Source organism: Paenarthrobacter sp. YAF11_1 (genome assembly GCF_052113445.1).
GTDB lineage: Bacteria > Actinomycetota > Actinomycetes > Actinomycetales > Micrococcaceae > Arthrobacter.
This window is the reverse complement of the sequence record NZ_JBFRDF010000006.1, coordinates 41,589-62,684: the sequence shown is the minus strand read 5'-3', so window position 1 is coordinate 62,684 and position 21,096 is coordinate 41,589. Positions and strand designations below refer to the sequence as shown.

Sequence of the window (21,096 nt, the reverse complement as noted above, 5' to 3'; positions counted from 1 at the left end):
GGGTACGAAAGCCTGAAGCATTCGGACATGCATGCCACAGATCAGTGGCAGTCCTTAGCGGGATCCATTGTGGAGGTCCGCGAGGCCGGGCGACTCTATCGCCGGGGCTGGGTGGAGCATGTCATGGCAGATGCTTCGGGGTTCTGGCTGGCCCGCGACGGGGTGGCTACGCGGGAGTTCATCCACAAATCCATGGGTTACCAAGTCTTGACGGGTTTCTATCCACGGCCAAGCTCGGTTTAGTGGTCCAACGTGAAATCCCGGTAGCTGATCATCCAGGTCGATTGCGATTGGCAAAGTCATGATGGGGCCCTTTGGCCGGCCGCTGGCACCTACAGAACTACCGGCCCGCGAATTACTTTTAATCCGAAGCGTTCCGCCTTCCCCCGGCCTGCACTGAGCCACAAGTAACTGAGTGCACTTAGAACGGCAACTACACAAGAGGGCTTGGATCGACTCGATAGAACCGCTTAAACCTTGCAGTAACTCAAGATTTCCTATAAAAAGTGTATACACATAGCGATCAATGTTGATCAAGAACTGGAGATGAAGTGCTTCTCATGATGACCAGGCGAACAGAAACCTTGCTGAGCGATGTCGAGCGGGCCCAGCGATGAGCCGGCGTCGGATCCTTGTCCGAGGCGGGCATGTTGTCACTGTTGACCCCAACCTCGGCAACATTGCAGACGGTGAGGTACTCATCGAGGACGGCGTGATTGTGGCTGTGGGCCGGCACCTGGGCGTGAGCGATGCCGAAGTCATCCATGCCGAAGGCGGCATCATCGCCCCGGGAACGGTCGATACGCACCGGCATACATGGCAGACCCAGCTTCGGGGCGCCGGTACCACTATTTCCCTTCAGGAATACATTCAGGGGTTCTGGGCCGACTCGACACCGTCATACGATCCTGAGGACGTCCGGTTAGGCACATTGGTCGGCGCACTGGACGCCTTGGAGTCGGGTGTCACCACTTTGCTCGATTACTCGCACATCACCAACAGCCCTGAGCACGCCGATGCGGGAGTTGATGCCCTGATGGAATCGGGGATTCGTGCGGTGTTCGCATACGGAATGGGACAGGCCGATATTATGGCGCCGCCAGCGTTTGACCGGATGGCAGATTTTGCGCGCCTTGCCAACGAACGATTCTCCTCTCCGGGCCTGGTGACACTGGGTGCGGCACTTTCGGAAATCGGTCTCGCGCCTATTTCATTCAACGTGGCCCAAAAGCGACTGGCGGACGACCATGACGCCATCTCGACAGCGCATATTGCAACGAGTAAGGCACTGCCTCCGGGACTAGAACAGCTGGCGGCAGCTGGCGTCCTTGACTCACGGATGATTTTGGTCCACGCCACAACACTTCAAGAGACAGACTGGCAACTGGCAGCCGAGGCAGGCGTGAAAATCTCCACGACGCCAGAAAGTGAGCTGAACATGGGCATGGGCCGCATTGCAATCAACGATGCAATCCGGCACGGACTCAAGCCGACCATCGGCGCAGACGTCGTCTCGCTCAACGGTGGCGACATTTTTGCCCCCACCCGACAGGCACTTGCATACTCGCGCTGGGCTGACGCGGAACCCGTCCTGGCACAGGGCCGGGACGTTTACGGCATCGCCATCAATCCGGACGATGCACTGAAGTGGGCCACCATCAACGGTGCGGATGCAATGGGCCTGGGAAGCCGGGTCGGCAGCCTCACCCCGGGAAAGCAGGCCGATGTCATCGTCGTCAGCGGGCGCCACATCGGTGTTCGTCCCGTCAATGAACCAGTCGCACAGCTGGTCATGCAAACGCACGCAGGAATCATCGACACCGTCATCGTGGGTGGCAACGTGGTCAAACGCGATGGTCATCTCGTCGGCTTCGACGTGCCGAAACTGCTGCGCCAGCTCGACGAATCCTCACAACGGATCCAAGAACGCATGGCAGAGCGTGCAGCCGCCAAGGTTCCGCTATCGCCTGAGATAATGGCCGGCTTCCCGGGCTGGGTTGCACATAACCTGGCCAGCTGAGCGCCGCAAGATACACCCCAGGATCCACTTGCCGGAGGTCAGTGTGAGCAAAAACAAGATCATGGATCGGACGGCCATCACCGGCGTCGGTTGGACAGCGATTTCCAAGAAGAGCGGGCGAAGCACTCTTTCGCTGACTACAGAGGCCTGCTTGAAAGCCATATCCGATGCCGGCCTGGAACCCCGGGAGGTGGACGGCCTCGTTACCTACTACTGGGCTCAGAGAGACACTCCTGCCCCATTCGAAGTGGCGAACAGCCTTGGGCTCTCGTCGTGCAGGATGTCGTTCTGCGACAGCAGCGGGGGAGCGTGGGCTGTGTCCGCCATAGCTGCGGCGGCTATGGCTGTCTACTCGGGAATGTCCAGGCATGTGCTCGTGTACCGAGGTGCAAATTCACGCTCCGATCCCGGGTTCCTGCCCGGTTTGGATACCTGGCACTCGGGCCAACGGCAATGGAATGAGCCATTCGGGGCCCAGCACCCGGCCACGATCTACGGCCCGCATGTCAGTGCCTATATGCATGAGTACTCACTGAGTAACCGCGACTTCGCTCCGCTTGCTGTTCAGCAACGTGCCAATGCGTCGCTAAACAAGAAGGCGCTTATGACAGCGCCCATGACAATCGACGACCACCAGGCTTCGCCATGGATCGTCGACCCTTTCCGGCTGCTCGATTGCAGTGTCTGGAACGACGGTGCCATGGCAGTTGTCGTGTCAGCGACGTCCGACGCTCGGCGGATGGCGTCGTCGCCGGTGACCATCCGCGCAATCGAAGGTGGGACCCTCGGGGCGCCTGTGCGATCGAGGTTGGGGCTGAATCACTGGAACCTTCACGCGGGATCCATGGCGTCAGGACTCTACGACAAGGCCGGCATTACCGTAGACGACCTTGACCTCGCGGAGCTCTACGATCCGTTTACGGGAATGACAATGATGCACATCGAACAGTTTGGCCTGGCACCGGCGGGAGGCGCCGCGGCCCGAATCAAACGCGGCGAACTGGCACTGGATGGTCCAATTCCCACCAACACCCATGGTGGCCACCTCTCTGAGGGGACCATAGCCGGACTAGGGCACGTGGTTGAAGCCGTCCAACAGCTGCGTCGCGACGGCGTGAGCGATGATCACTGCGACGGGGAGCACGACTACAACAGGCGGCACTGCCGTCAGGTTCGCAATCCTGAGCTTGCCCTTGTGGGCAGTGAAAGCGGAGACAGCGCCATGATCCTCCGGAAGCTTGCATGAGCTCGCCTACCAGACCTGGAATCCTGCCGGATCCTGACAGCTCACCGTTTTGGGAAGCGTGCCAGAGACGCGAACTCATGGGTCAGAGGTGCGGAAAGTGTCTGGCTTGGCGTTGGCCGCCGAGAGAATATTGCCCCTCATGCCATACCGCCGACCCCGTTTGGGAACGGCTTAGCGGGGAGGGAACGATCGTCGGGGTCGTAGTCACCCGCCGAGCGCTGGACCCGGCGTTCGAAGAACACACCCCGCTGGCGATCGTTCACGTCCGCCTCGACGGAACCGACGGTGAAATGGTTTTGACCTCCAACCTTCTGCCTGGCCAGTGGCCTCAGGCCGAGGTAGGCAAGCCCGTTTCGGTCCGGTTCGCAAGGGTCCGGAGCGGCCTGACCTTGCCACTCTTCACCATCAACTACACGGAAGGAAGTTCCCGTCATGACCGGAACTAATGCAACTGGCCCGCTCAAAGGCGTCCGGGTCCTCGACCTGTCACACGTGCTGAACGGCCCCTTCGCCACGATGCTCCTCGCCCACATGGGTGCCGAGGTCATCAAGGTTGAGCAGCGCGAAAGCCCTGACCGATTCCGCCACGCCTGGATGCCGGTGGACGCCGACCATGACGGCTACGAATTCCTGGTGGTCAACGCCAACAAGAAGGCCATCACGCTCAACTTGAAAAACGAGCATGGTCGAGAGGTCTTCACGGAACTGGTCCGCAACTCCGACGTCGTGGTGGAGAACTTCTCAACGGGTGTCATGGACAGGCTCGGCTTTGGATATGAGGCGCTCAAAGAACTGAACCCCTCGATCATTTACGCGTCGTCGAAGGGCTATGGTGAAACGGGTCCCTACGCAGATCAGCGCTCCTTCGCCACAGTCGCGATGGCGGTCAGCGGTTGGGCCGACGCTTCCTGGCGGCTGTCGAAAGCGCCCGGCACCCAGGTCTTTGGCCCTGGAGACGAAGCGGCAGGCGTGTCTATGGCACTGGGAATCTGTGCCGCGTTGTTCCACCGTGCGCAAACGGGTGAAGGTCAGAAGATCGAGGTGTCCATGCAGGAGGCACTCATGGGCTTCATGGTGAGCAGTTTCCACGAACACTTTGAGGGAATGGGACCTGCCGGAGCCTACATGGAGGCAAAGGACGGACACATTGCCACCCACCTTCCGGACCTGACAGACGACCAATTCACCAGATACACGACGGCACTAGGGCATCCCGAAGCGATTTCTGATCCCAACTTCGCCGATGCAGAGGTTCGTCGGAAGAACCTCAAGTTGGTTCAGGCGACAGTGGGATCCTGGATGAAGGAATTTACCCCAAAGGAATTGTTTGACATCCTGAGGGCTCAAAAAGTCCCAGCAGGTCCTGTCCTGACCATCAAGGAAATTCTTGAAGACGAGCACATCGTCGCCAGGAAGGCCTTCGTGGAGGTGGAACACGCGGAGGCCGGGCAGCTTACCTTGCTGGCTCCGTGGATCCGGTTCAGCGACACCCCGTCGAGTATCTCGCACGCCGGCCCAGCCATCGGAGAAAACAACTATGAGGTCTACCGTGAGCTCTTGGGCTACGACGCAGACAAGGTGGACAAGCTGCGTGAAGTAGGCGCCATCTAGCTAGACCCGAATTCGACCTCCCTCCGGTGACGGCCTGCTGGCCGTCCATTGGAGGGAGGTCTTTTGTTTGGGAAGTGCTTAGTCAACAGCAGAAGTGACACAAGAGGCTTCCCGGCTGTCCGCTTTGCAGCGGCGCCGGGAAGCCTCAAGGGTGAGTCAGCTGTCAGGTGCGTTACAGGGTGGGGGACGCCGCAAGCTCGAACGACAACGGATATTCGATCCGGTTTGCCCATTCCTTGACGGGGTCGTAATCGTAGATCCAGCCCAGGCCCAGGGGGGTGTCACCTTCGCTTTCCCTCTTGCGGAACGTGGCTTGACGCTCCTCCCAGTCGCCGGCATGCACCAGTTTGCTGTTCAGCAGCGACTGTCTCTGGATTGCATGTGCGCGGGGGATTCGGACGTTGCGGAAGCCGGCGAAAGCCGTCTCATAATCGTGCTTGTTCGCCTGTAGCCAACGGCCGAGAACGTAGGCGTCCTCGAACGCCTGCGCAGCTCCCTGCCCCGCATTTGGCAGCATCGGGTGCGCTGCGTCTCCGATAAGTTGGATGCGGCCGCGCCCCCATTTCTCGGAAGGCTTGCGGCCAAACAGCCCCCATTTGGAGCATTCTGTGATGGAGTCCAAAAGTTCCTGAAGTTGGGGTGTGGCATCCGGAAACCCGGAACGCATTTCAGCGGGATCGCCGTAGATGGACCAGCCCTCTTCTACCCACGCCTCGGCGTCCGACTGCGTGGTGATGTTGATGACGTCCGCGCCACGCAGGTAGTAGCTCATGATGTGGCGACCTTGGCCGATCCACCCGCAGAATCCATGTGGGCCAAGAATGTCTGGGGAGAACGCCTTGCCATCAAGCTGAGCCCGCCACACCATCTGACCCGTAAACTCGGCTGATTCCTCGCCATAGAGATAATTGCGGACCTGGGACTTGATTCCATCGGCACCGATTACCAGGTCGAAGGTCCGCGCCGCTCCGTTGGCGAACGTGACGGTGACGCCGTCGGGCTCTTCTTCAAGTCCTGTGCAGTGATGGTTAAGGTGGATGCGGTCGCTGGCGACCGCATCGGCAAGCACACCCAGCAAATCCGCGCGGTGGAGAACATAGTAGGGAGAGCCGAAGCGGCCCTCCAAATCGTTCTCCTTCACCATGGTGGTTTCAGCAAGTTGCTCACCCGTATACATGGAGCGCTGGATCTGCCCCGTAACCCGGTTCGCAGTCTTTTCGAGGCGATCCCCCAATCCGAGGGCCAGCAGGGCCCTGGTTGCCTGAGGACTGATGTTAATGCCGGCTCCTACTTCACCGAGAGCAGCTGCGCGTTCGAAGACTTCAACATCGAAGCCCGCGCGCGTAAGTGCAATGGTCGTGGCGAGGCCGCCGAGACCGCCCCCTATGATGCCGATCGATAGCGTTTTTTCTGTCATTACATTCCCTTTTCCTGATTCGACCGGACGGTGCATGGCAACTGCGGTGTCCGCGGATCATGCCAGCTGCGATTTTCTGTATACAGTTTTAGTGAACCAGAGAGCTCCTGAACCGCAAGAATCCGCGGATTCATCGTGAATTTGACGTTGCAGCAGATGCTTGGCTTAGTCAAGTGTACTAACTTTCGTCTTCCAGTAGTAGATTTAGGGTTGAAGATGTCACCTGGAAGGCGGCATGCCAGCGCCCCCAAGGGACGGCTTGGGTAATTGGGCGTGTGCGACCGCCGGCCGGGTGGCGGTTGGTTAGAGTTGGCAGTGTTCGGAGATCAATGAAGGAGCCGGAATGGTTGCGTTATCTGAAATAGTGGACCGCTTGGATTTGGATGATCCGCGTCGGGCTACGGAAGGTACACACGCCCGGCTCCGTGAGCTCATCTATTCCGGCGTACTTCCGGCCGGCATGATTATCTCCCAGGTCGAACTGTCCGAGGTTCTGGGCGTCAGCCGGACGCCTCTCCGTGAGGCAATCCGCATGCTGCAGGAGGAAGGCCTCATTGATGCTGAGCCGAATCGGCGCTGCCGGATTGCAGGCTTTGATGCTGCCGATGTGGACTCCACGTATGGGTCCCGGTTGATGCTGGAAGCGTTGGGAATGAAGCTGACACTGCCTTTTGTGGACCGGGAGATTCTGGAACAAGCCAGTCAGGCACTGGATGCTATGGAAGCCGACAGCGAGCCGGGAGTAAGCCCCACGTGGCACACAGCGCATCATCGGTTCCATCGCTCCTTCACCAGCAAGGCCCCCAAAACGCTAAAGGCGCAAATTGTGGCAGGCGATGAGCGGGCGGACCGTTACGTGAGGCAGCTGGCTCAAGGCATAGTGATGAACTGGACCCACGGACGCGAGGACCACCGCCGGATTCTTGAACTCGTCAACTCGGGCTCATATGACGAAGCCATTGTCGCCACCTGCCAGCACTTCGCGAGGACTGCAGTGACTTTGCTCCTGGACGTTGCGCCGGAATTCGAGCCGGCAGCCACCCGTGCAGCAGTAAATCTTGTCGCCACTGCCGTGGAAGCACCCAGCGGCCTCCAGTCACGGCGCTCGCGTAGCTAGCGGCGCGTCAAGCGCATTCTCCATGGCGTGACCTCCGGGCAGTTGCTGCTTCCCAGGCTCAGTCTCATAGAGTCGGCTTGTGTGGGACTCTCTTCCGCGCAGCCTTGGCGCCCGGAATGCCCGGTCCTCCGCCGACCCAGCTATCCGATAATGCAGGGTGAGGAGTGCCCGCCTGTCGGATCCGTTCGAATCAACGTACTCTCATACGGCCCTTAACTGCATACAGTTTAAAACGTACTGTGTTCTAAAACTGCCAAATTTGCCGAAAAAGCGCACAAAAGCCTCGACTGAAGTCCAAAACTGTGTGTACTATCGTCGTTAGAAGGGGCTGAAGGTCAGAAAACCGGTCGTCAGCCTCCGCACCACTTTCCGTACTGCCGCTGAAGGGTCAAAGATGACGTCAATCGCTGTTAGAAGTGAGTACCAGATGCTCATCGGTGGTGAGTTCCACAGCGCTTCGAACGGGGCCACCATCACCACCATCAACCCAGCAACGGGGCAGGTTTTAGCCGTGTTCCCCGCTGCTACAACACAGGACGTAGATCGTGCTGTGGCATCTGCGAAAGCCGCGGGCCGCAACTGGTCGCAGTTGGCGCCGCTAGCCCGGGCCGAGCTCGTCAACAAACTGGCGGATGCCATTGAGGACAACGCCGAGGAGTTCGCCCGTTTGGACTCTGCTGAGAATGGCAGTCTTCTCCGGGAAATGCGACGGGACGTAGCGGCTGGTGTCCGGGCAATGCGCTACTTTGCCGGTCTGGCACTACAAATGCGCGGCACCACGATACCGTCCCCGAGTGGCGCTCTGACCTACACCGTGCGCATGCCCTTTGGTGTCGTTGGGCGCATCGTTCCGTTCAACCATCCCTTCATGTTCGCCGCAGGCAAGATCTCAGCCCCACTGATTGCGGGAAACACGGTTGTCATCAAACCAAGCGAATACACCAGTCTGTCGGCCCTGCGCCTTGCCGAACTTGCCACCGATATCCTCCCTGCCGGAGTACTTAACGTGATCACCGGTTGGGGGGCAGAAGCCGGTGACGCACTGGTGACGCACCCAGACGTTCCACGGCTGGCCTTCACCGGGTCCGTAGCAACTGGTTTGCTCATCCAGCGTCGAGCAGCCGAGACGACGGTGAAGACAGTGACTTTGGAGCTTGGGGGAAAGAACCCATTGGTGATCTTCCCCGATGCTTCCTTGGATGACGCCGTGGACGCCGCTGTCCGCGGAATGAATTTCACCTGGCAGGGTCAATCCTGCGGATCCCTCTCGCGCAACATCGTGCACGTGGACGTCTACGACGAATTCGTTGAGCGACTCACAGCGAAGGTATCTGCTCTGAAGCCAGGACTGCCGGACGATGACAACTCGCAAACCGGCGCAATCATCAACGAACGCCAGCTGGAGAAAGTCCTTGACTACGTCCAGCTCGGAATAAGTGAAGGCGCCAGGCTCTGTACCGGTGGCACCCGCATTACCGACGGCGAACTGGCAGCGGGCCTCTTTGTCCGCCCGGCCGTGTTCTCGGACGTCCACGTCGATTCGAGGCTCGCTCAGGAAGAGATCTTCGGACCCGTCCTCTCCGTGCTTCGCTTCCATACGGAAGAAGAAGCCATTGCGATGGCCAACGCTACCCAGTACGGACTGACAGCGAGTGTCTTCACCGAGAATCTTGGCACTGCGCACCGTTTCGCACATCAGGTTGAGGCTGGTTATGTGTGGATCAACGACGTCTCCCGCCACATTCCAGGCACACCCTACGGGGGAGTAAAAAACAGCGGGCTGGGACGTGAGGAGGAGCTCGATGAGCTCCTGTCCTACACCCAAGTCAAGAACGTACACATCGAACATTCATCCGCAGCCACTATCTAGAAGGGATCACTATCATGACGGACACAGCAACGCAGGTAGACCAGGACGCCTTGCCTGAAGGCCCGGAGCTTGAGAGCTACGATGCCAAGATCAAGCAGGAACACATCATCGGACAGTGGACAATGGAGCCCCTGTTGGACGCCGCGGTGGGCGGTCCGAAGCCCCGTGGAGTAGGTCACGTTTGGCCGTGGTCGCTCACCCGGGAGCGGCTCGGGGAAGCCTCCAAGGTTCTTGGGCCGCGCGGTATCGGTCGCTGCAGCATTGTCTTCCTCAACCCTGGCATCACTCAGGGACCTCCAGGGTCCACTCATACCCTCGCTGCAGGAGTGCAGGTGATGAGGGCCCAGGAAGTGTGCTGGTCCCATCGCCACACCATGTCGGCCTTGCGGTTCATCATCGAAGGAAACAGCGACGCGTTTACAGTGGTGGACGGCGAGCCTCTCACCATGAACAAGTTCGACCTGCTGCTGACACCCCGCATGGCATGGCACGATCACCACAATCCGACCGATAGTGAAGTGGTTTGGCTTGACGTGCTGGACCTTGGTTTGACCCTCAGCCTGAACCAGGCCTTCTTTGAACCCTTCGGAGATGCCAGCCAGCCGCAGCGTCCAACCAACGCGGACTCCCAGGGGCTTCGCAGCAGACTGCTGCGTCCTGTGGGCGAGAACCCGCGAAGCACTCGCCTGCCGATCCGATATGCATGGGCAGACATTGAGCCCGTACTCGATGAGTATGCTGACACGGCCGGGGACGCTTACGACGGTTTGGCCTTGCGCTACGCCAACCCCGTGACCGGCGGCCCGACCATGCCCACGATGGACTGCTGGATCCAACAGCTCGTCCCTGGATTTGAGGGCAAGCTTCACCGCCGCACCACCAGCAGCGTCGGCTTCGTCATCTCCGGAAAGGGATCGATCGAAATCGAGGGCAAGACTCACGAGCTGGTGCCCGGGGACACGTTTGCTGTTCCAAACTACGCCTGGCACCGGCTGAGCAACGGTTCTGATGAGCCGCTGCGACTCTTTACCGTGCACGACTTGCCCGTCATTCAGTCCTTGGGTTTGCTGTACGAGGAGCCTGAAGCAACCATTGGCACGAGGCCGGCGCCGGCGGTCCCTGGCATTCCGCAGAAGCAGACCTACCGAGTGGACGCCATGCTTGATCGGGACGAAGTGCGATGACGCGCTACTCTGCAGATGACATAAAAGGCGTTGTGGGCATTCTCCCCACACCGGCCCTGCCCGGCGCGGATCGGTGGGATTCGGCGGATACCGTAGACCTTGCCGAAACAGAACGCCTCACGCGAAAGCTCATCGAATCAGGCGTGGACATGCTCCTCACCAATGGCACTTTCGGCGAGGGGGCGTCCCTGACTGAATCCGAAGTCCTCGCGTTCAACGACACTGTTATCCGTTCTGCCGGCGGTCGTGTCCCGGTCTTTGCCGGCGCGACGACGCTCAACACACGGGACACGATTGCGAGGGGTCGGAAGCTTCGCGATCTTGGAGCCGACGGGCTCTTTGTTGGGCGACCCATGTGGGTGGCCCTGGACGACGACCAGATTGTGGAATTCCACCGTTCCATTGCGGAGGCTCTGCCGGAGCTGTCTCAAGTAGCCTATGACAACCCCAGCGCATTCAAGGGCAAGATTTCTGCCGAAGTCTACGAACGGTTGTCCGACATTCCACAGGTTGTCGCGGCCAAACATATGGGCCTTGGACTCATGGGTGAACGCTACGTTGCTGACCTGAAGGCCGTTGACGGGCGTATCCGCCTGCTTCCGGTCGCCAGCGATTGGACTCACACTGCTCAACGATTCCCCGATGAGACCCTGGCTGCCTGGAGTGGTGACGTTGCCTGTGGTCCCGCTCCGGTCCTTCGTCTGAGGGATGCCGTGCTGAGCCGGGACTGGGAACTCTCGGACCGTATCCAGAGCCAGATCTCACACGCATTGCAAACACTATTTCCTGACGGGAGCTTTGAAGAGTTCTCGAAATACAACATTCAGATTGACAGGGCGGAGTTTGAAGCCGCCGGGTACTTCACACCTGGCCCGTTGAGACCCCCGTATACCTCCTGCCCAAGCGCCTACCTCGAGGGCGGGCGAGAGGCAGGCCGGAGGTGGGCGCAGCTTGAGCAGCACTACGCTTCGGACAGTGCCTAACCAACTACAACGTCAGATATCGAGAGAACAAAGAGAGTATGGACCGGCCAATGACCGAGAAAACAAGCACCCCGCCCAGCGAGCACCAGACGGCGGCAGGACGACCAAAGAAAGACACGCCCGTCTTTGTCAGCAGGCTGGGTTACGTTTCCTTTGAAACTCCGGACGTGGCGCGGCTCACGGATTATTACAGAAACGTTCTGGGTTTCGCGCTGGTGGACGAGACTCCCGATCAGGTCTTCTTGACTACGGGAGCCGACCACCATTGCACCGTAATCGAAAAAGCCAAAGCTCCGCGCGGCCGGTCGGTCGTTGGGTACGAGATCCGCGAGAGCGTTGCCGACGCTGAGCGAAGGCTGAAGGATGCGGGCATCCGCGCAGAGCGGCGTTCAGATATCGGACCAGGTACACCGGATGTGCTCGTTTTGTCCGAGCCCGGAACTGGCAGCACCCTGCACCTCTACGAACAGCAAGATCCAAGCGGAGTTGCACCCACCTTCGATCACCGGCCGAGCAAGCTGGGCCACGTGGCGGCATACACGCCGTCGATCCCTCAGATGCGGACGTTCTACGAGGATGCTTTGGGCTTCCGCTGGGCGGATTCCATTGGCGACTTTTTTGTCTTCATGCGCTGCAACGCAGACCATCACGCGGCCAACTTTATGCAAAGCGACAAACTTGCGGGGATGCATCACATCGCCTACGAAGCTCGGGACGTCTCGCACTTTCAGTCCATGCTTGACAACTTGGCGAAGCATGACTATCGCCTCTATTGGGGTCCTGGCCGGCACGCCGTCGGGCACAACGTCTTCAGCTATCACGAGGACCCAGACGGGAACCACATCGAGCTGTTCACTCAACTGGACGTGATGCTGGACGAGGAAAAGGGCTACTACGAGCCACGGCCTTGGCACGAGTACTACCCCATGCGGCCAACCACATGGGAAGCCGACGCGGCCGCCATGAACATGTGGGGACCGACCCCGCCAGGGAGCCCGATCAAGCGCTAACACCACTGAGTTGGAACCCGCGATTCGGGTGCACTCCAAAATACAAGAGAAAGGCGCCGCGATGGCTGACGACAGCATCATGGTCCAACAAGTCATTGACGCCCACCGCGCACTTGCAGTCGCTGGCCAGACAGACCTGATATGGGGCCACGTTGGAATCCGCGACCCTGAAGGGCGCGGCGTCTGGACGAAGGCCTCTGGCTGGGGAATGGAAGAAGTAGGACCCGGACAGGTACTCCTTGTTTCGTTCGATGGCGAGGTCCTGATGGGGGAGGGTAAGCGCCACATTGAAGTGTTTATCCACGCCGAGGTCATGCGCGCACGTGCGGATGTCCAGGCCACAGTCCACTCGCACGCCGCGGAAGCCGCAGCATTTGCTTCGCTGGATGTGCCGCTGCGTGCAATCACGCATGCAGCGACCCCCTTTCTTAATGATGACGTGCCACGGTTCACCGGGACTGGGAATCTGATCTCCACGCCGGAGTTGGGGGGCTCGCTGGCCGTGGCTCTCGGAACCGGCAACGGGTGCTTGATTCCGGGCCACGGCATTTTGACGGTGGGTGCATCTCCGGCCGCGGCGGTAATGCACGCAGTCCTGCTTAACAACGCCTGCGCCGCCCACCTCACTGCGTTGGCAGCCGGCGGACCTGCACGTTGGTCTTCCGATGAGGAGGTTGCGGCCAAGCGAGAGGGCCTTTGGCCGCCTGCGGCCCTGCAGTCCGCTTTCGATTACTTGGTACGACGGGCAGGACGCCACAGCGGCTGATCGCAATCTGCCGCACCACAATGCCGGAGTGCAATTCCGGCGAATGAACGAAGCAACCACAAGCATTAGAGGAGAACACTGTGAATGGCTGGAGCCTGACGACATGCCGCATTGGATCGGCACCACAGGACACCGAACAGGCGGCCATCCGACGGTCCGACGGAAGCCTGGTGGTCCCCGAAGTCCTGAAGAACTACAGGGGCCTGGCTGCAGCCTTGGATGACTGGGACCGTGTCGAACCGGCGCTACGGAATATCGATGTCGATGCTCTGGAGCCCGTTGAAGCCCAGGAAGTACTGTCGATCCGATATCCCCGAAAGCTCCTCTGCGTTGGGGCCAACTATAGGGACCACGTAGCCGAGATGGGTGTCACGGACATCCCAGACGGCGTTCGACCGTACTTCTTCACCGTGCCCCCGACCACAACGATGATCGGCAACGGCGAGTCCATCGTCGTAGGAGACGACCCGTCCTTACTGGTCGACTGGGAAGCAGAACTCGCTATTGTTATTGGCCGTGGCGGGCGGAACATTCCCGCGTCGGAAGCACTGGACCATGTCGCCGGTTACGCCTGCTTCAACGACATTACTGCTCGTGGCCTACTCCGGAGGGACGTTGCTGTCGCACCGCCGTTTTCCTTCGACTGGTTCGGTTCCAAGGGCCTGGACACCTTCTGCCCCATGGGTGCAGTTACCCCCGCATGGCAGATTGTGGATCCCGAGGACCTTGAAATCCGATGCAGTGTCAATGGCGAACTCAAACAGCATGGGACGACCAGAAATCTCATCGCTGGAGTTTCTGAGCTCATAGCTGCGGCCAGTCGGAGCTGCACGCTGGAACCCGGTGACGTTATTGCAACGGGTACGCCCGCAGGAGTCGGCCACTCCCGTGGCTGGCACCTCAACGACGGCGACACTGTTCACGTCGAGATCACGGGTCTGGCTTCATTGACCAACGCTGTGAGGGCCCGGGTGGGCGACCCTGTCCTGGCCCCGCGTTGATGCCGGTCTAACCTTCTCGCCACCATTCATTGAAAGGACTTCAGATGAGCTCCACCTCTTCAAAGACGATGAGTGTGCAGGAACTTTTGGATTCTGCTCCGCTGAGCCCGCGTCAAAGGATAATCGTCCTTGTCGCCTTTCTGGCAATGCTTGCCGAGGGCCTTGACATCACCATCGCCAGCCACGTGTACCCTCACATCATTCGGGAATGGGGGACTTCCATGACTGGAGTCACCTTCACGGTGACAGTTGGGGTCGTAGCCATGGCTGTCGGGGGCCTCATCGCCGGGCCTGCAGCGGACCGGTATGGGCGCAAAGGCGTGCTCATTGCCGGGCTCATTCTGTTTGGCACGACGACCGCTGCGATGGGATTCTCCTCCAACATCGAACTCTTCTCCACCTTCCGAATCGTGTCTTGCCTCGGGCTTGGCGCCGTGATGCCTGTGGTCATAACCTTGGTTGCTGACTGGATGCCCGCGGACAGGCGTGCGCAAATGGTGACCCTGAGTTTCTCCGGAGTGGCTCTGGGAAGCATCGTGGGAGGGTACCTCGCCGCAGTGATCATCCCTAACCTGGATTGGAACAGTGTCCTGCTCATCGCTGGACTGATTCCTCTTGTCCTTATCCCGTTCGTGGCAGGTTCCATCCCGGAAGCGCCTGGCGTACTGATATCACGGGGACTGCCACCCGCAAAGATACGAAGCGTCATCGCTGCTGTCGTACCGGCTCGAAGCCTGGATGCACTGGACCTCGGGAACGGGCAGGTGCCACCAGCAGAGCGACGCTCCCACCGCGAACGGATTGGTGCCTTCCGTATCATCCTCTCGCCACCGTTCCTCGGCACAACCCTGCTTATGTGGTTGGCCTACTTCATTGGCCTCGGAGTTCTATTCCTGATTCTCAACTACCTGCCCTTGATGTTGTCCCAAGCGGGAAGAACAGCCGGAGAAACCGGATTGATTGTCGCAACCTTTGGCTGGGGCGGTCTGGTGGGCCAAGTACTGGCTGCATTCGCCCTGAAGAAGTTCAATCGATTCCACGTCGTCTCAATCCTCTGGGCTCTGGGCATCGTTGGCCTGCTGGTAGTTGCGAACTTCTCCTTCGACTTTGCCGGTTTTATGGTTGTCGCATTTGCCGTGGGCCTGACGCTCCCGTCGGTCAACGCCGCGCTCAACGCCCTTGCGGCCCTCGCTTATCCGGACAACGCGCGTGCAACCGGTCTAGGAGCCGCGAGCGGTGCAGGCCGGGCCGGAACTCTCACCAGCGGACTCCTTGGCGGGCTGATGATTGGCGCCGGCTGGGGCATCTCTTCGATCTTTCTGGCTCTCACCGGGCCGATAGTGCTGGGCATCATCGCAGTCCAGGCATTGCGTGTAAGCACCCGGAGCCGAGAACAAGGCGAACTCGTTGATCCAAAAACTTCAATCCCTCACTGAACAGGAGAAGCTATGAGCACGCAAACACAGACCACGCCAGAGCCACAACGACTGAAGTCGGAGTTTCAGGGGCTGGATCCTGCGGGACACGACCTTCTGTTTACTGAAGCGCGTTCCATCCGCGATTTTTCGCCAGAACCTGTGTCCGATGGGCTCTTGGAGCAGATTTGGGAACTGGCGCGCTGGGCGCCGACGTCGACAAACTCCCAACCACTGCGGATTACCCACGTAAGGACGGCTGAGGGCAAGGCCCGTCTCATTCCACTGCTGGACGAAAAGAATCAGGAAAAGACGAGGAGGGCGCCGGTAACCACCATCCTGGCGACCGACCTGCGCTTCCATGAGCGCCTCCCCGAAGTGTTCCCGATCCATCTCGGATTGCGGGAGTCGTTCGAGAATGGCCCGTCGTGGTACCGCGAAAAGTCCGCTAACTTTAATGCCACGCTGCAGGCTGGCTACTTTGTTCTGGCCGCCCGTTCCGTTGGACTTTCGGTGGGGCCCATGGGAGGGTTCGACGTCGAGGCGGTGACACGGGAGTTCTTCCCCGACGGCGACCGGCATGCCTTGTTGCTCGTCAACCTTGGCTACCCCGGGGACACGGTTATCCCGCCCCGGCTTCCGCGCCTTGCTCCCGATGAGGTAGTTCGCTGGGAGTGAGCGCGGATCCGACAGAAACTGCGTTCACGGGGCCGAGTGCTTCGCGGATGCCGTTGCGGAATCCTTTGCGGGATCCGCGCGACCGGCGCCTGAACCGCATTGCCGGGCCTTCGTCGTTGGTGTTCTTCGGGGTCACTGGTGATCTTGCCCGTAAGAAGCTGATGCCGGCGGTTTATGACCTGGCTAACCGTGGGTTGTTGCCGCCGAGTTTTGCTTTGGTGGGTTTCGGTCGTCGGGAGTGGGATAACGCGGAGTTCGCGGCTGAGGTCAAGGAAAACGTCAAGGCCCACGCGCGAACCAAGTTCGACGAAGCAGTATGGGAACAGCTCGCTTCCGGCATCCGCTTTGTTCAGGGCGAGTTCGACGACGACGACGCTTTTGAGCGCCTCGGTGATGTCCTTGATGAGCTGGATGAGACCCGCGGTACCCGGGGGAACCACGGCTTTTACCTGTCGATCCCGCCCAAGGCGTTTGAGCAGGTCTGCCGGCAGCTGTCCAAGCATGGTTTGGCGCAGGCGAAGCCGGGGCAGTGGCGTCGTGTGGTGATTGAGAAGCCGTTTGGGCATGACCTTGAGTCGGCACGTCAGCTTAACGACATTGTGGAGTCGGTGTTCCCGGCTGATGCGGTGTTCCGGATTGATCATTACCTGGGTAAGGAGACGGTGCAGAACATCCTGGCGTTGCGTTTCGCGAACCAGTTGTTCGAACCGCTCTGGAACGCCAATTATGTGGATCATGTCCAGATCACCATGGCCGAGGATATTGGTACGGGTGGGCGTGCAGGGTATTACGACGGTGTGGGTGCTGCCCGTGACGTGATCCAGAACCACTTGCTCCAGTTGCTGGCGCTGACGGCGATGGAGGAACCGATTTCGTTTAATGCCGATGATTTGCGGGCGGAGAAGGAAAAGGTCCTCGCCGCGGTCAAGCTCCCCGAGGATTTGTCCACGCATTCGGCGCGGGGTCAGTTCACCGGTGGGTGGCAGGGCGGGGAGGAAGTCCTGGGGTATTTGGACGAGGACGGCATCCCGGCTGATTCGAAGACCGAGACGTTCGCGGCGATCCGGGTGGATATCAACACCCGGCGGTGGAATGGTGTGCCGTTCTACCTGCGCGCCGGTAAGCGGCTGGGCCGGCGCGTGACCGAGATCGCGGTGGTGTTCAAGCGGGCACCGAACCTGCTGTTCCGTGATCATGGTGAGGATGACTTTGGTCAGAACGCGGTGGTGATCCGGGTCCAGCCTGATGAGGGTGCCACGATCCGGTTCGGGTCCAAGGTTCCGGGCACGCAGATGGAAGTCCGTGATGTGACCATGGACTTCGGCTACGGCCATTCCTTTACCGAGTCCAGCCCTGAAGCGTATGAGCGGCTGATCCTGGATGTGTTGCTGGGTGAGCCGCCGCTGTTCCCGCGGCATCAGGAAGTGGAGTTGTCCTGGAAGATCCTTGACCCGTTCGAGGAATACTGGGCCGGGCTCGATGAACAACCGCAACCCTACGCACCGGGCAGTTGGGGGCCGGCTTCGGCCGATGCCTTGCTGGCCCGTGACGGACGAACCTGGAGAAGGCCATGATTGTAGATCTTCCCGATACCACTACCTCCAAGATCTCCAAGAAGATCATGTCCCTGCGCGAGCAAGGCGGTGTGATCGCCCTGGGGCGTGTGTTGACCTTGGTGGTGGTGACGAAGTCCGGGCAGGAAGAAGAAGCCATCGAGGCCGCCAATGAAGCCAGCCGGGAACACCCCTGCCGGATCATTGTCCTGGCCGACGCCGGGGTGGAAGGCCCGGACCGGCTCGACGCGCAGATCCGGGTGGGTGGGGACGCCGGAGCGTCCGAAGTCATTGTGTTGCGCGGTCATGGGCACATGGCCCACGAAAGCGAATCCCTCGTTGCGGCCCTGCTCCTGCCGGACGCGCCGATCGTGGCGTGGTGGCCGCACGGCGCCCCGGAAAGCGCCTGTGAAACCTCGATCGGCCGGATCGCGCACCGACGCATCACCGACTCGGCCAACGAACCCGACCCCCGCCGGGCGTTGGAGAACATCCGCGCCACGTACAAAGCCGGCGACACCGACCTCGCCTGGACCCGCCTAACCAACTGGCGTATGCAACTCGCCGCAGTCATGGATGAAGCGGGCCCGGAACCTGTCACGGCGATTGAGATTGAAGGTGCCATGGATTCGGCCAGTACCCTGCTGCTTGCATCCTGGCTAAAAGTCTCCCTGAACGCTCCGGTGACGCTTGTTGCCGGACGGTCGGGGGAGGGGCTCCGCAGTGTCCGGCTGCGCCGTGACGTGGGGGAAGTCCGCCTGTCCCGGCCGGGCCGCTCAGGGGCTGAACTGTCCCAGCCGGGACAGCCAATACAACGCGTCACACTTCCCCGGCGCAGCCTCAAAGACTGCCTCGCCGAGGAACTCCGCCGGCTCGACCCCGACGAAACCTTCGGATCCGTGGTCAGAAGCCTGTCAGTGCCCGTATTCTCCTAGCAGCCCCGGCGGCGTCTCGGCGTGGCTGAGGAAGCTTCGCTCCTACCCTTCCGGGTCATCCATCGCGCACTGTATGCACGTCGTGTCAGGCCCATGGAAGTTGGCGGCGAGCCGTGTCATTCGTTTTTCACGAACACTGAAGTCAAAGTGAATACAGTCTGTGCGGCCAGAAAGTGGCGCATCCGCATTAGTTCCGCCTGCTAAGCGCGGACATTAAAGATGTTTTGAATTAAACGTGCATGCAGATCTATCCCAATGGGATCAGTAGTGTGTACAGTTAGCGACCTAGGGTGTTGTGTGACGTAGCGAACATTTTTAGGTCGCAACGTCCCTTCAGCAGGGCATCCGGTCTAACCCAGGTCAGAGCAATTTCGGGTCACGAGTTCCGAACTGTCCAGCACAATCCGGCCGGGCGTACTCTTCGTCCTAGACCACACTCCAACCACAGAGCTGCTGAATCTTCAACGAAGAAGAGAGGCAAAATGAGTACTAGAGGAGAGGCAACATGAGTATTAGTGAAGAGGGCGCTGCTGCGGTGACCCGCGAACGTGACAATGATCAATTAGCTGAAGGCGTCTCAATCATCGGGACCCTATCGACGGTGCGCCGATGGATTGCCCTTGGCGTCCTGCTGGCCGGGATCTTGATGGGCCTGATCGATGCGTCTGTCGCAAACATCCTGGTCCCGGCCATCTCCGAGAGCATGAACGCTTCCGCATCAACGCTGTCATGGGTAGTAGCGGGCTACACGCTGGCATACGGCCTTGCCCTCATCCCCGCGGGTCGCCTAGGGGACCGCTACGGCCACAAACTTGTGTTCATCGTCGGTCTTGCGGCGTATGTGGTAACGGCCTTGACCTCCGCTCTGGCCGTCGACGACTTCCAGTTGATTCTCTCCCGTGTGGCACATGGTCTCGCAGGAGGCGCAGTCGTTGCCCCGGTTTTCGCCTTGATACAGGTCTTGTTCGCGGGCCGACAGCGAGTTCGTGCCTTCGGTTTTCTACTGGCCGCAACGGGCGTTGGTACGACGCTCGGCCCCTTCGTCGGTGCATGGATCGTCGATGGTTTCGGCAACGCACTTGGCTGGCGTCTCGCCCTGGGAGTGACTGTCCCGATCGGCCTGATTGCCCTTCTCTTCGCAACCCGATACGTGCCGCGTTCAATTACGCATGTACAAGGACGGTTCGACTGGTTGGGAGTCCTCTTCCTGTCCCTGTTCTGCATCGGCCTCCTTACTCCACTGATTCAGTCAAGCTCTGGAACGTTGCCCGAGTGGTCGACGCTGAGCTTTGGTGCAGCTGTTCTCGCCGCTGCTGCGTTTGCCCTCTGGGAACGTCGGCTGGAGAACAATGGCGGGTTCCCGTTGTTGCGATTCAGTCTTTTCCGGCTGCCTGAATTCTCTCTGGGACTGCTTGCTACGATCTTTGCCTTCGCAAGCTTCACTGCGTCAATCTTCATTGCATTGAACACCCTCTGGATATGGGGACGGGAGGAATCTGCAGCCGCTGCCGCGCTCTTGACGCTTCCCCTTTCTGTTGGAGGCATCATTGGTGGGTTGATAAGCGACAGGTTCCAAGCGCTTGTTGGACGTCGCGCGGTGACAGTTGCGCTGGTGCTGCTTTTCGTGGGCACTGGGTCGGTATGGGCCATGGTCGCGTTCGTTCCGGGAGTGCAGTTGTTGGCCCTTGTCGTGCCGCTTCTTGTTGCCGGGACGGCGAGCGGCTTGTTCTTCGGACCTAACACCGCATCAATTCTGGCTCGCGTCAAGGCTAGTGACGCGGGTGCAGCAGGCGGCGCGGCCGTGACAGCTCAGCGAGTGGGCGGCGCGATCGGTGCCGCAGTTGTGTTCATTGTGCTGGCTATTCGGCCTGGCGATGGTGTCGGCCCCTTTGTGGCGGCAGACTGGGCTGCGACCGCGATAAACGGTGTCCTTGCCTGCACGCTCTTTGCTGGAGCTGCCCTGCTGGTAAGCATCGTTATCGACATCGTGACACGCAACGAGACCGCAGTGCAGGCCGCTCTGCAGAAGAAGAACTAAGAGAAAGGCGCGTCACTGGGAACTCCCAGGCGTCTGCCCACCCCAACCAGCGGTACGTCGCTGGTTGGGGTTGGCTTTGCACCACAGCTTTCCTCGCACGGGTACATGTATCCTCAACCTTGATGGCCGCGCAATGGCGCGGCCATCAGTTCGTCCAGGCGCATGTAGCCCAGTGACGTTAAGTAAGAGCACAGATGGAAAAGAACCGAATCAGAGGGGCCATCGCCGGCACTTCCTACAGGGGATCGTCTA

19 protein-coding genes are annotated in these 21,096 nt (G+C 59.9%); 17 read left to right on the top strand and 2 right to left on the bottom strand.

The window, feature by feature from the left end:
- The first annotated feature begins 27 nt into the window (after positions 1–27).
- On the top strand, positions 28–243 hold the full coding sequence (locus AB4Y77_RS11400) for a hypothetical protein (RefSeq protein ID WP_442014020.1): 216 nt from the start codon (positions 28–30) through the stop codon (positions 241–243).
- A gap of 280 nt (positions 244–523) precedes the next feature.
- Here AB4Y77_RS11400 and AB4Y77_RS11395 read toward each other — a convergent pair whose 3' ends face one another.
- Positions 524–766: a hypothetical protein gene (locus AB4Y77_RS11395; RefSeq protein ID WP_442014149.1), complete on the bottom strand. Its 243-nt coding sequence runs from the start codon at positions 764–766 to the stop codon at positions 524–526.
- On the opposite strand from AB4Y77_RS11395, the gene AB4Y77_RS11390 reads away from it, so the two are divergent.
- Genes AB4Y77_RS11390 through AB4Y77_RS11375 form a run of 4 tightly spaced genes read left to right on the top strand, consistent with a single transcriptional unit; the run spans position 680 to position 4,877 of the window.
- Positions 680–2,020 (top strand): amidohydrolase family protein, encoded by a 1,341-nt coding sequence (locus AB4Y77_RS11390; RefSeq protein ID WP_442014144.1) that lies wholly within the window; start codon positions 680–682, stop codon positions 2,018–2,020. The genes AB4Y77_RS11395 and AB4Y77_RS11390 overlap by 87 nt on opposite strands.
- 43 nt (positions 2,021–2,063) lie before the next feature.
- Complete coding sequence (locus AB4Y77_RS11385; protein WP_442014019.1) at positions 2,064–3,266, top strand: thiolase C-terminal domain-containing protein; 1,203 nt, start codon at positions 2,064–2,066, stop codon at positions 3,264–3,266.
- On the top strand, positions 3,263–3,712 hold the full coding sequence (locus AB4Y77_RS11380; RefSeq protein ID WP_442014018.1) for a Zn-ribbon domain-containing OB-fold protein: 450 nt from the start codon (positions 3,263–3,265) through the stop codon (positions 3,710–3,712). Before AB4Y77_RS11385 ends, AB4Y77_RS11380 begins: the two co-directional genes overlap by 4 nt.
- On the top strand, positions 3,699–4,877 hold the full coding sequence (locus tag AB4Y77_RS11375; RefSeq protein WP_442014017.1) for a CaiB/BaiF CoA transferase family protein: 1,179 nt from the start codon (positions 3,699–3,701) through the stop codon (positions 4,875–4,877). The genes AB4Y77_RS11380 and AB4Y77_RS11375 overlap by 14 nt, the downstream gene beginning before the upstream one ends.
- A gap of 172 nt (positions 4,878–5,049) precedes the next feature.
- On the opposite strand, the gene AB4Y77_RS11370 is transcribed toward AB4Y77_RS11375, so the two are convergent.
- Positions 5,050–6,294, bottom strand: coding sequence for an FAD-dependent monooxygenase (locus tag AB4Y77_RS11370; RefSeq protein ID WP_442014016.1), 1,245 nt, complete (start codon positions 6,292–6,294; stop codon positions 5,050–5,052).
- A 343-nt stretch (positions 6,295–6,637) separates the two neighbouring features.
- Here AB4Y77_RS11370 and AB4Y77_RS11365 point away from each other — a divergent pair, with 343 nt between their 5' ends.
- The 12 genes from AB4Y77_RS11365 to AB4Y77_RS11310 all read left to right on the top strand — a co-directional run bounded on the left by AB4Y77_RS11365 (position 6,638) and on the right by AB4Y77_RS11310 (position 20,844).
- Positions 6,638–7,411 (top strand): GntR family transcriptional regulator, encoded by a 774-nt coding sequence (locus AB4Y77_RS11365; RefSeq protein ID WP_442014015.1) that lies wholly within the window; start codon positions 6,638–6,640, stop codon positions 7,409–7,411.
- A 394-nt stretch (positions 7,412–7,805) separates the two neighbouring features.
- Positions 7,806–9,281: an aldehyde dehydrogenase family protein gene (locus tag AB4Y77_RS11360; RefSeq protein ID WP_442014014.1), complete on the top strand. Its 1,476-nt coding sequence runs from the start codon at positions 7,806–7,808 to the stop codon at positions 9,279–9,281.
- Positions 9,282–9,295: 14 nt separating this feature from the next.
- Positions 9,296–10,465 (top strand): cupin domain-containing protein, encoded by a 1,170-nt coding sequence (locus AB4Y77_RS11355; RefSeq protein WP_442014013.1) that lies wholly within the window; start codon positions 9,296–9,298, stop codon positions 10,463–10,465.
- A gap of 32 nt (positions 10,466–10,497) precedes the next feature.
- A complete protein-coding gene (locus AB4Y77_RS11350; protein ID WP_442014012.1) occupies positions 10,498–11,448 on the top strand; it encodes a dihydrodipicolinate synthase family protein in 951 nt (316 codons plus the stop codon).
- 50 nt (positions 11,449–11,498) lie between these two features.
- Positions 11,499–12,458, top strand: a complete 960-nt coding sequence (locus AB4Y77_RS11345) for a VOC family protein (protein ID WP_442014011.1) — start codon at positions 11,499–11,501, stop codon at positions 12,456–12,458.
- 61 nt (positions 12,459–12,519) lie between these two features.
- Positions 12,520–13,224 (top strand): class II aldolase/adducin family protein, encoded by a 705-nt coding sequence (locus AB4Y77_RS11340; protein ID WP_442014010.1) that lies wholly within the window; start codon positions 12,520–12,522, stop codon positions 13,222–13,224.
- Positions 13,225–13,304: 80 nt separating this feature from the next.
- On the top strand, positions 13,305–14,225 hold the full coding sequence (locus tag AB4Y77_RS11335) for a fumarylacetoacetate hydrolase family protein (RefSeq protein ID WP_442014009.1): 921 nt from the start codon (positions 13,305–13,307) through the stop codon (positions 14,223–14,225).
- Between the two features lie 44 nt (positions 14,226–14,269).
- Positions 14,270–15,661: an MFS transporter gene (locus tag AB4Y77_RS11330; protein ID WP_442014008.1), complete on the top strand. Its 1,392-nt coding sequence runs from the start codon at positions 14,270–14,272 to the stop codon at positions 15,659–15,661.
- Positions 15,662–15,673: 12 nt separating this feature from the next.
- Positions 15,674–16,318 carry a malonic semialdehyde reductase gene (locus AB4Y77_RS11325; RefSeq protein ID WP_442014007.1) on the top strand — a complete coding sequence of 215 codons (645 nt, stop codon included), beginning with the start codon at positions 15,674–15,676 and terminating at the stop codon, positions 16,316–16,318.
- A gap of 47 nt (positions 16,319–16,365) precedes the next feature.
- Entirely contained in the window at positions 16,366–17,892 is a 1,527-nt protein-coding gene (gene zwf / locus AB4Y77_RS11320; protein WP_442014143.1) for a glucose-6-phosphate dehydrogenase, read from the top strand.
- Positions 17,889–18,806 (top strand): glucose-6-phosphate dehydrogenase assembly protein OpcA, encoded by a 918-nt coding sequence (locus AB4Y77_RS11315; protein ID WP_442014006.1) that lies wholly within the window; start codon positions 17,889–17,891, stop codon positions 18,804–18,806. Before zwf ends, AB4Y77_RS11315 begins: the two co-directional genes overlap by 4 nt.
- Before the next feature lie 505 nt (positions 18,807–19,311).
- Positions 19,312–20,844, top strand: a complete 1,533-nt coding sequence (locus AB4Y77_RS11310; RefSeq protein ID WP_442014005.1) for an MFS transporter — start codon at positions 19,312–19,314, stop codon at positions 20,842–20,844.
- Positions 20,845–21,096 lie beyond the last annotated feature (252 nt).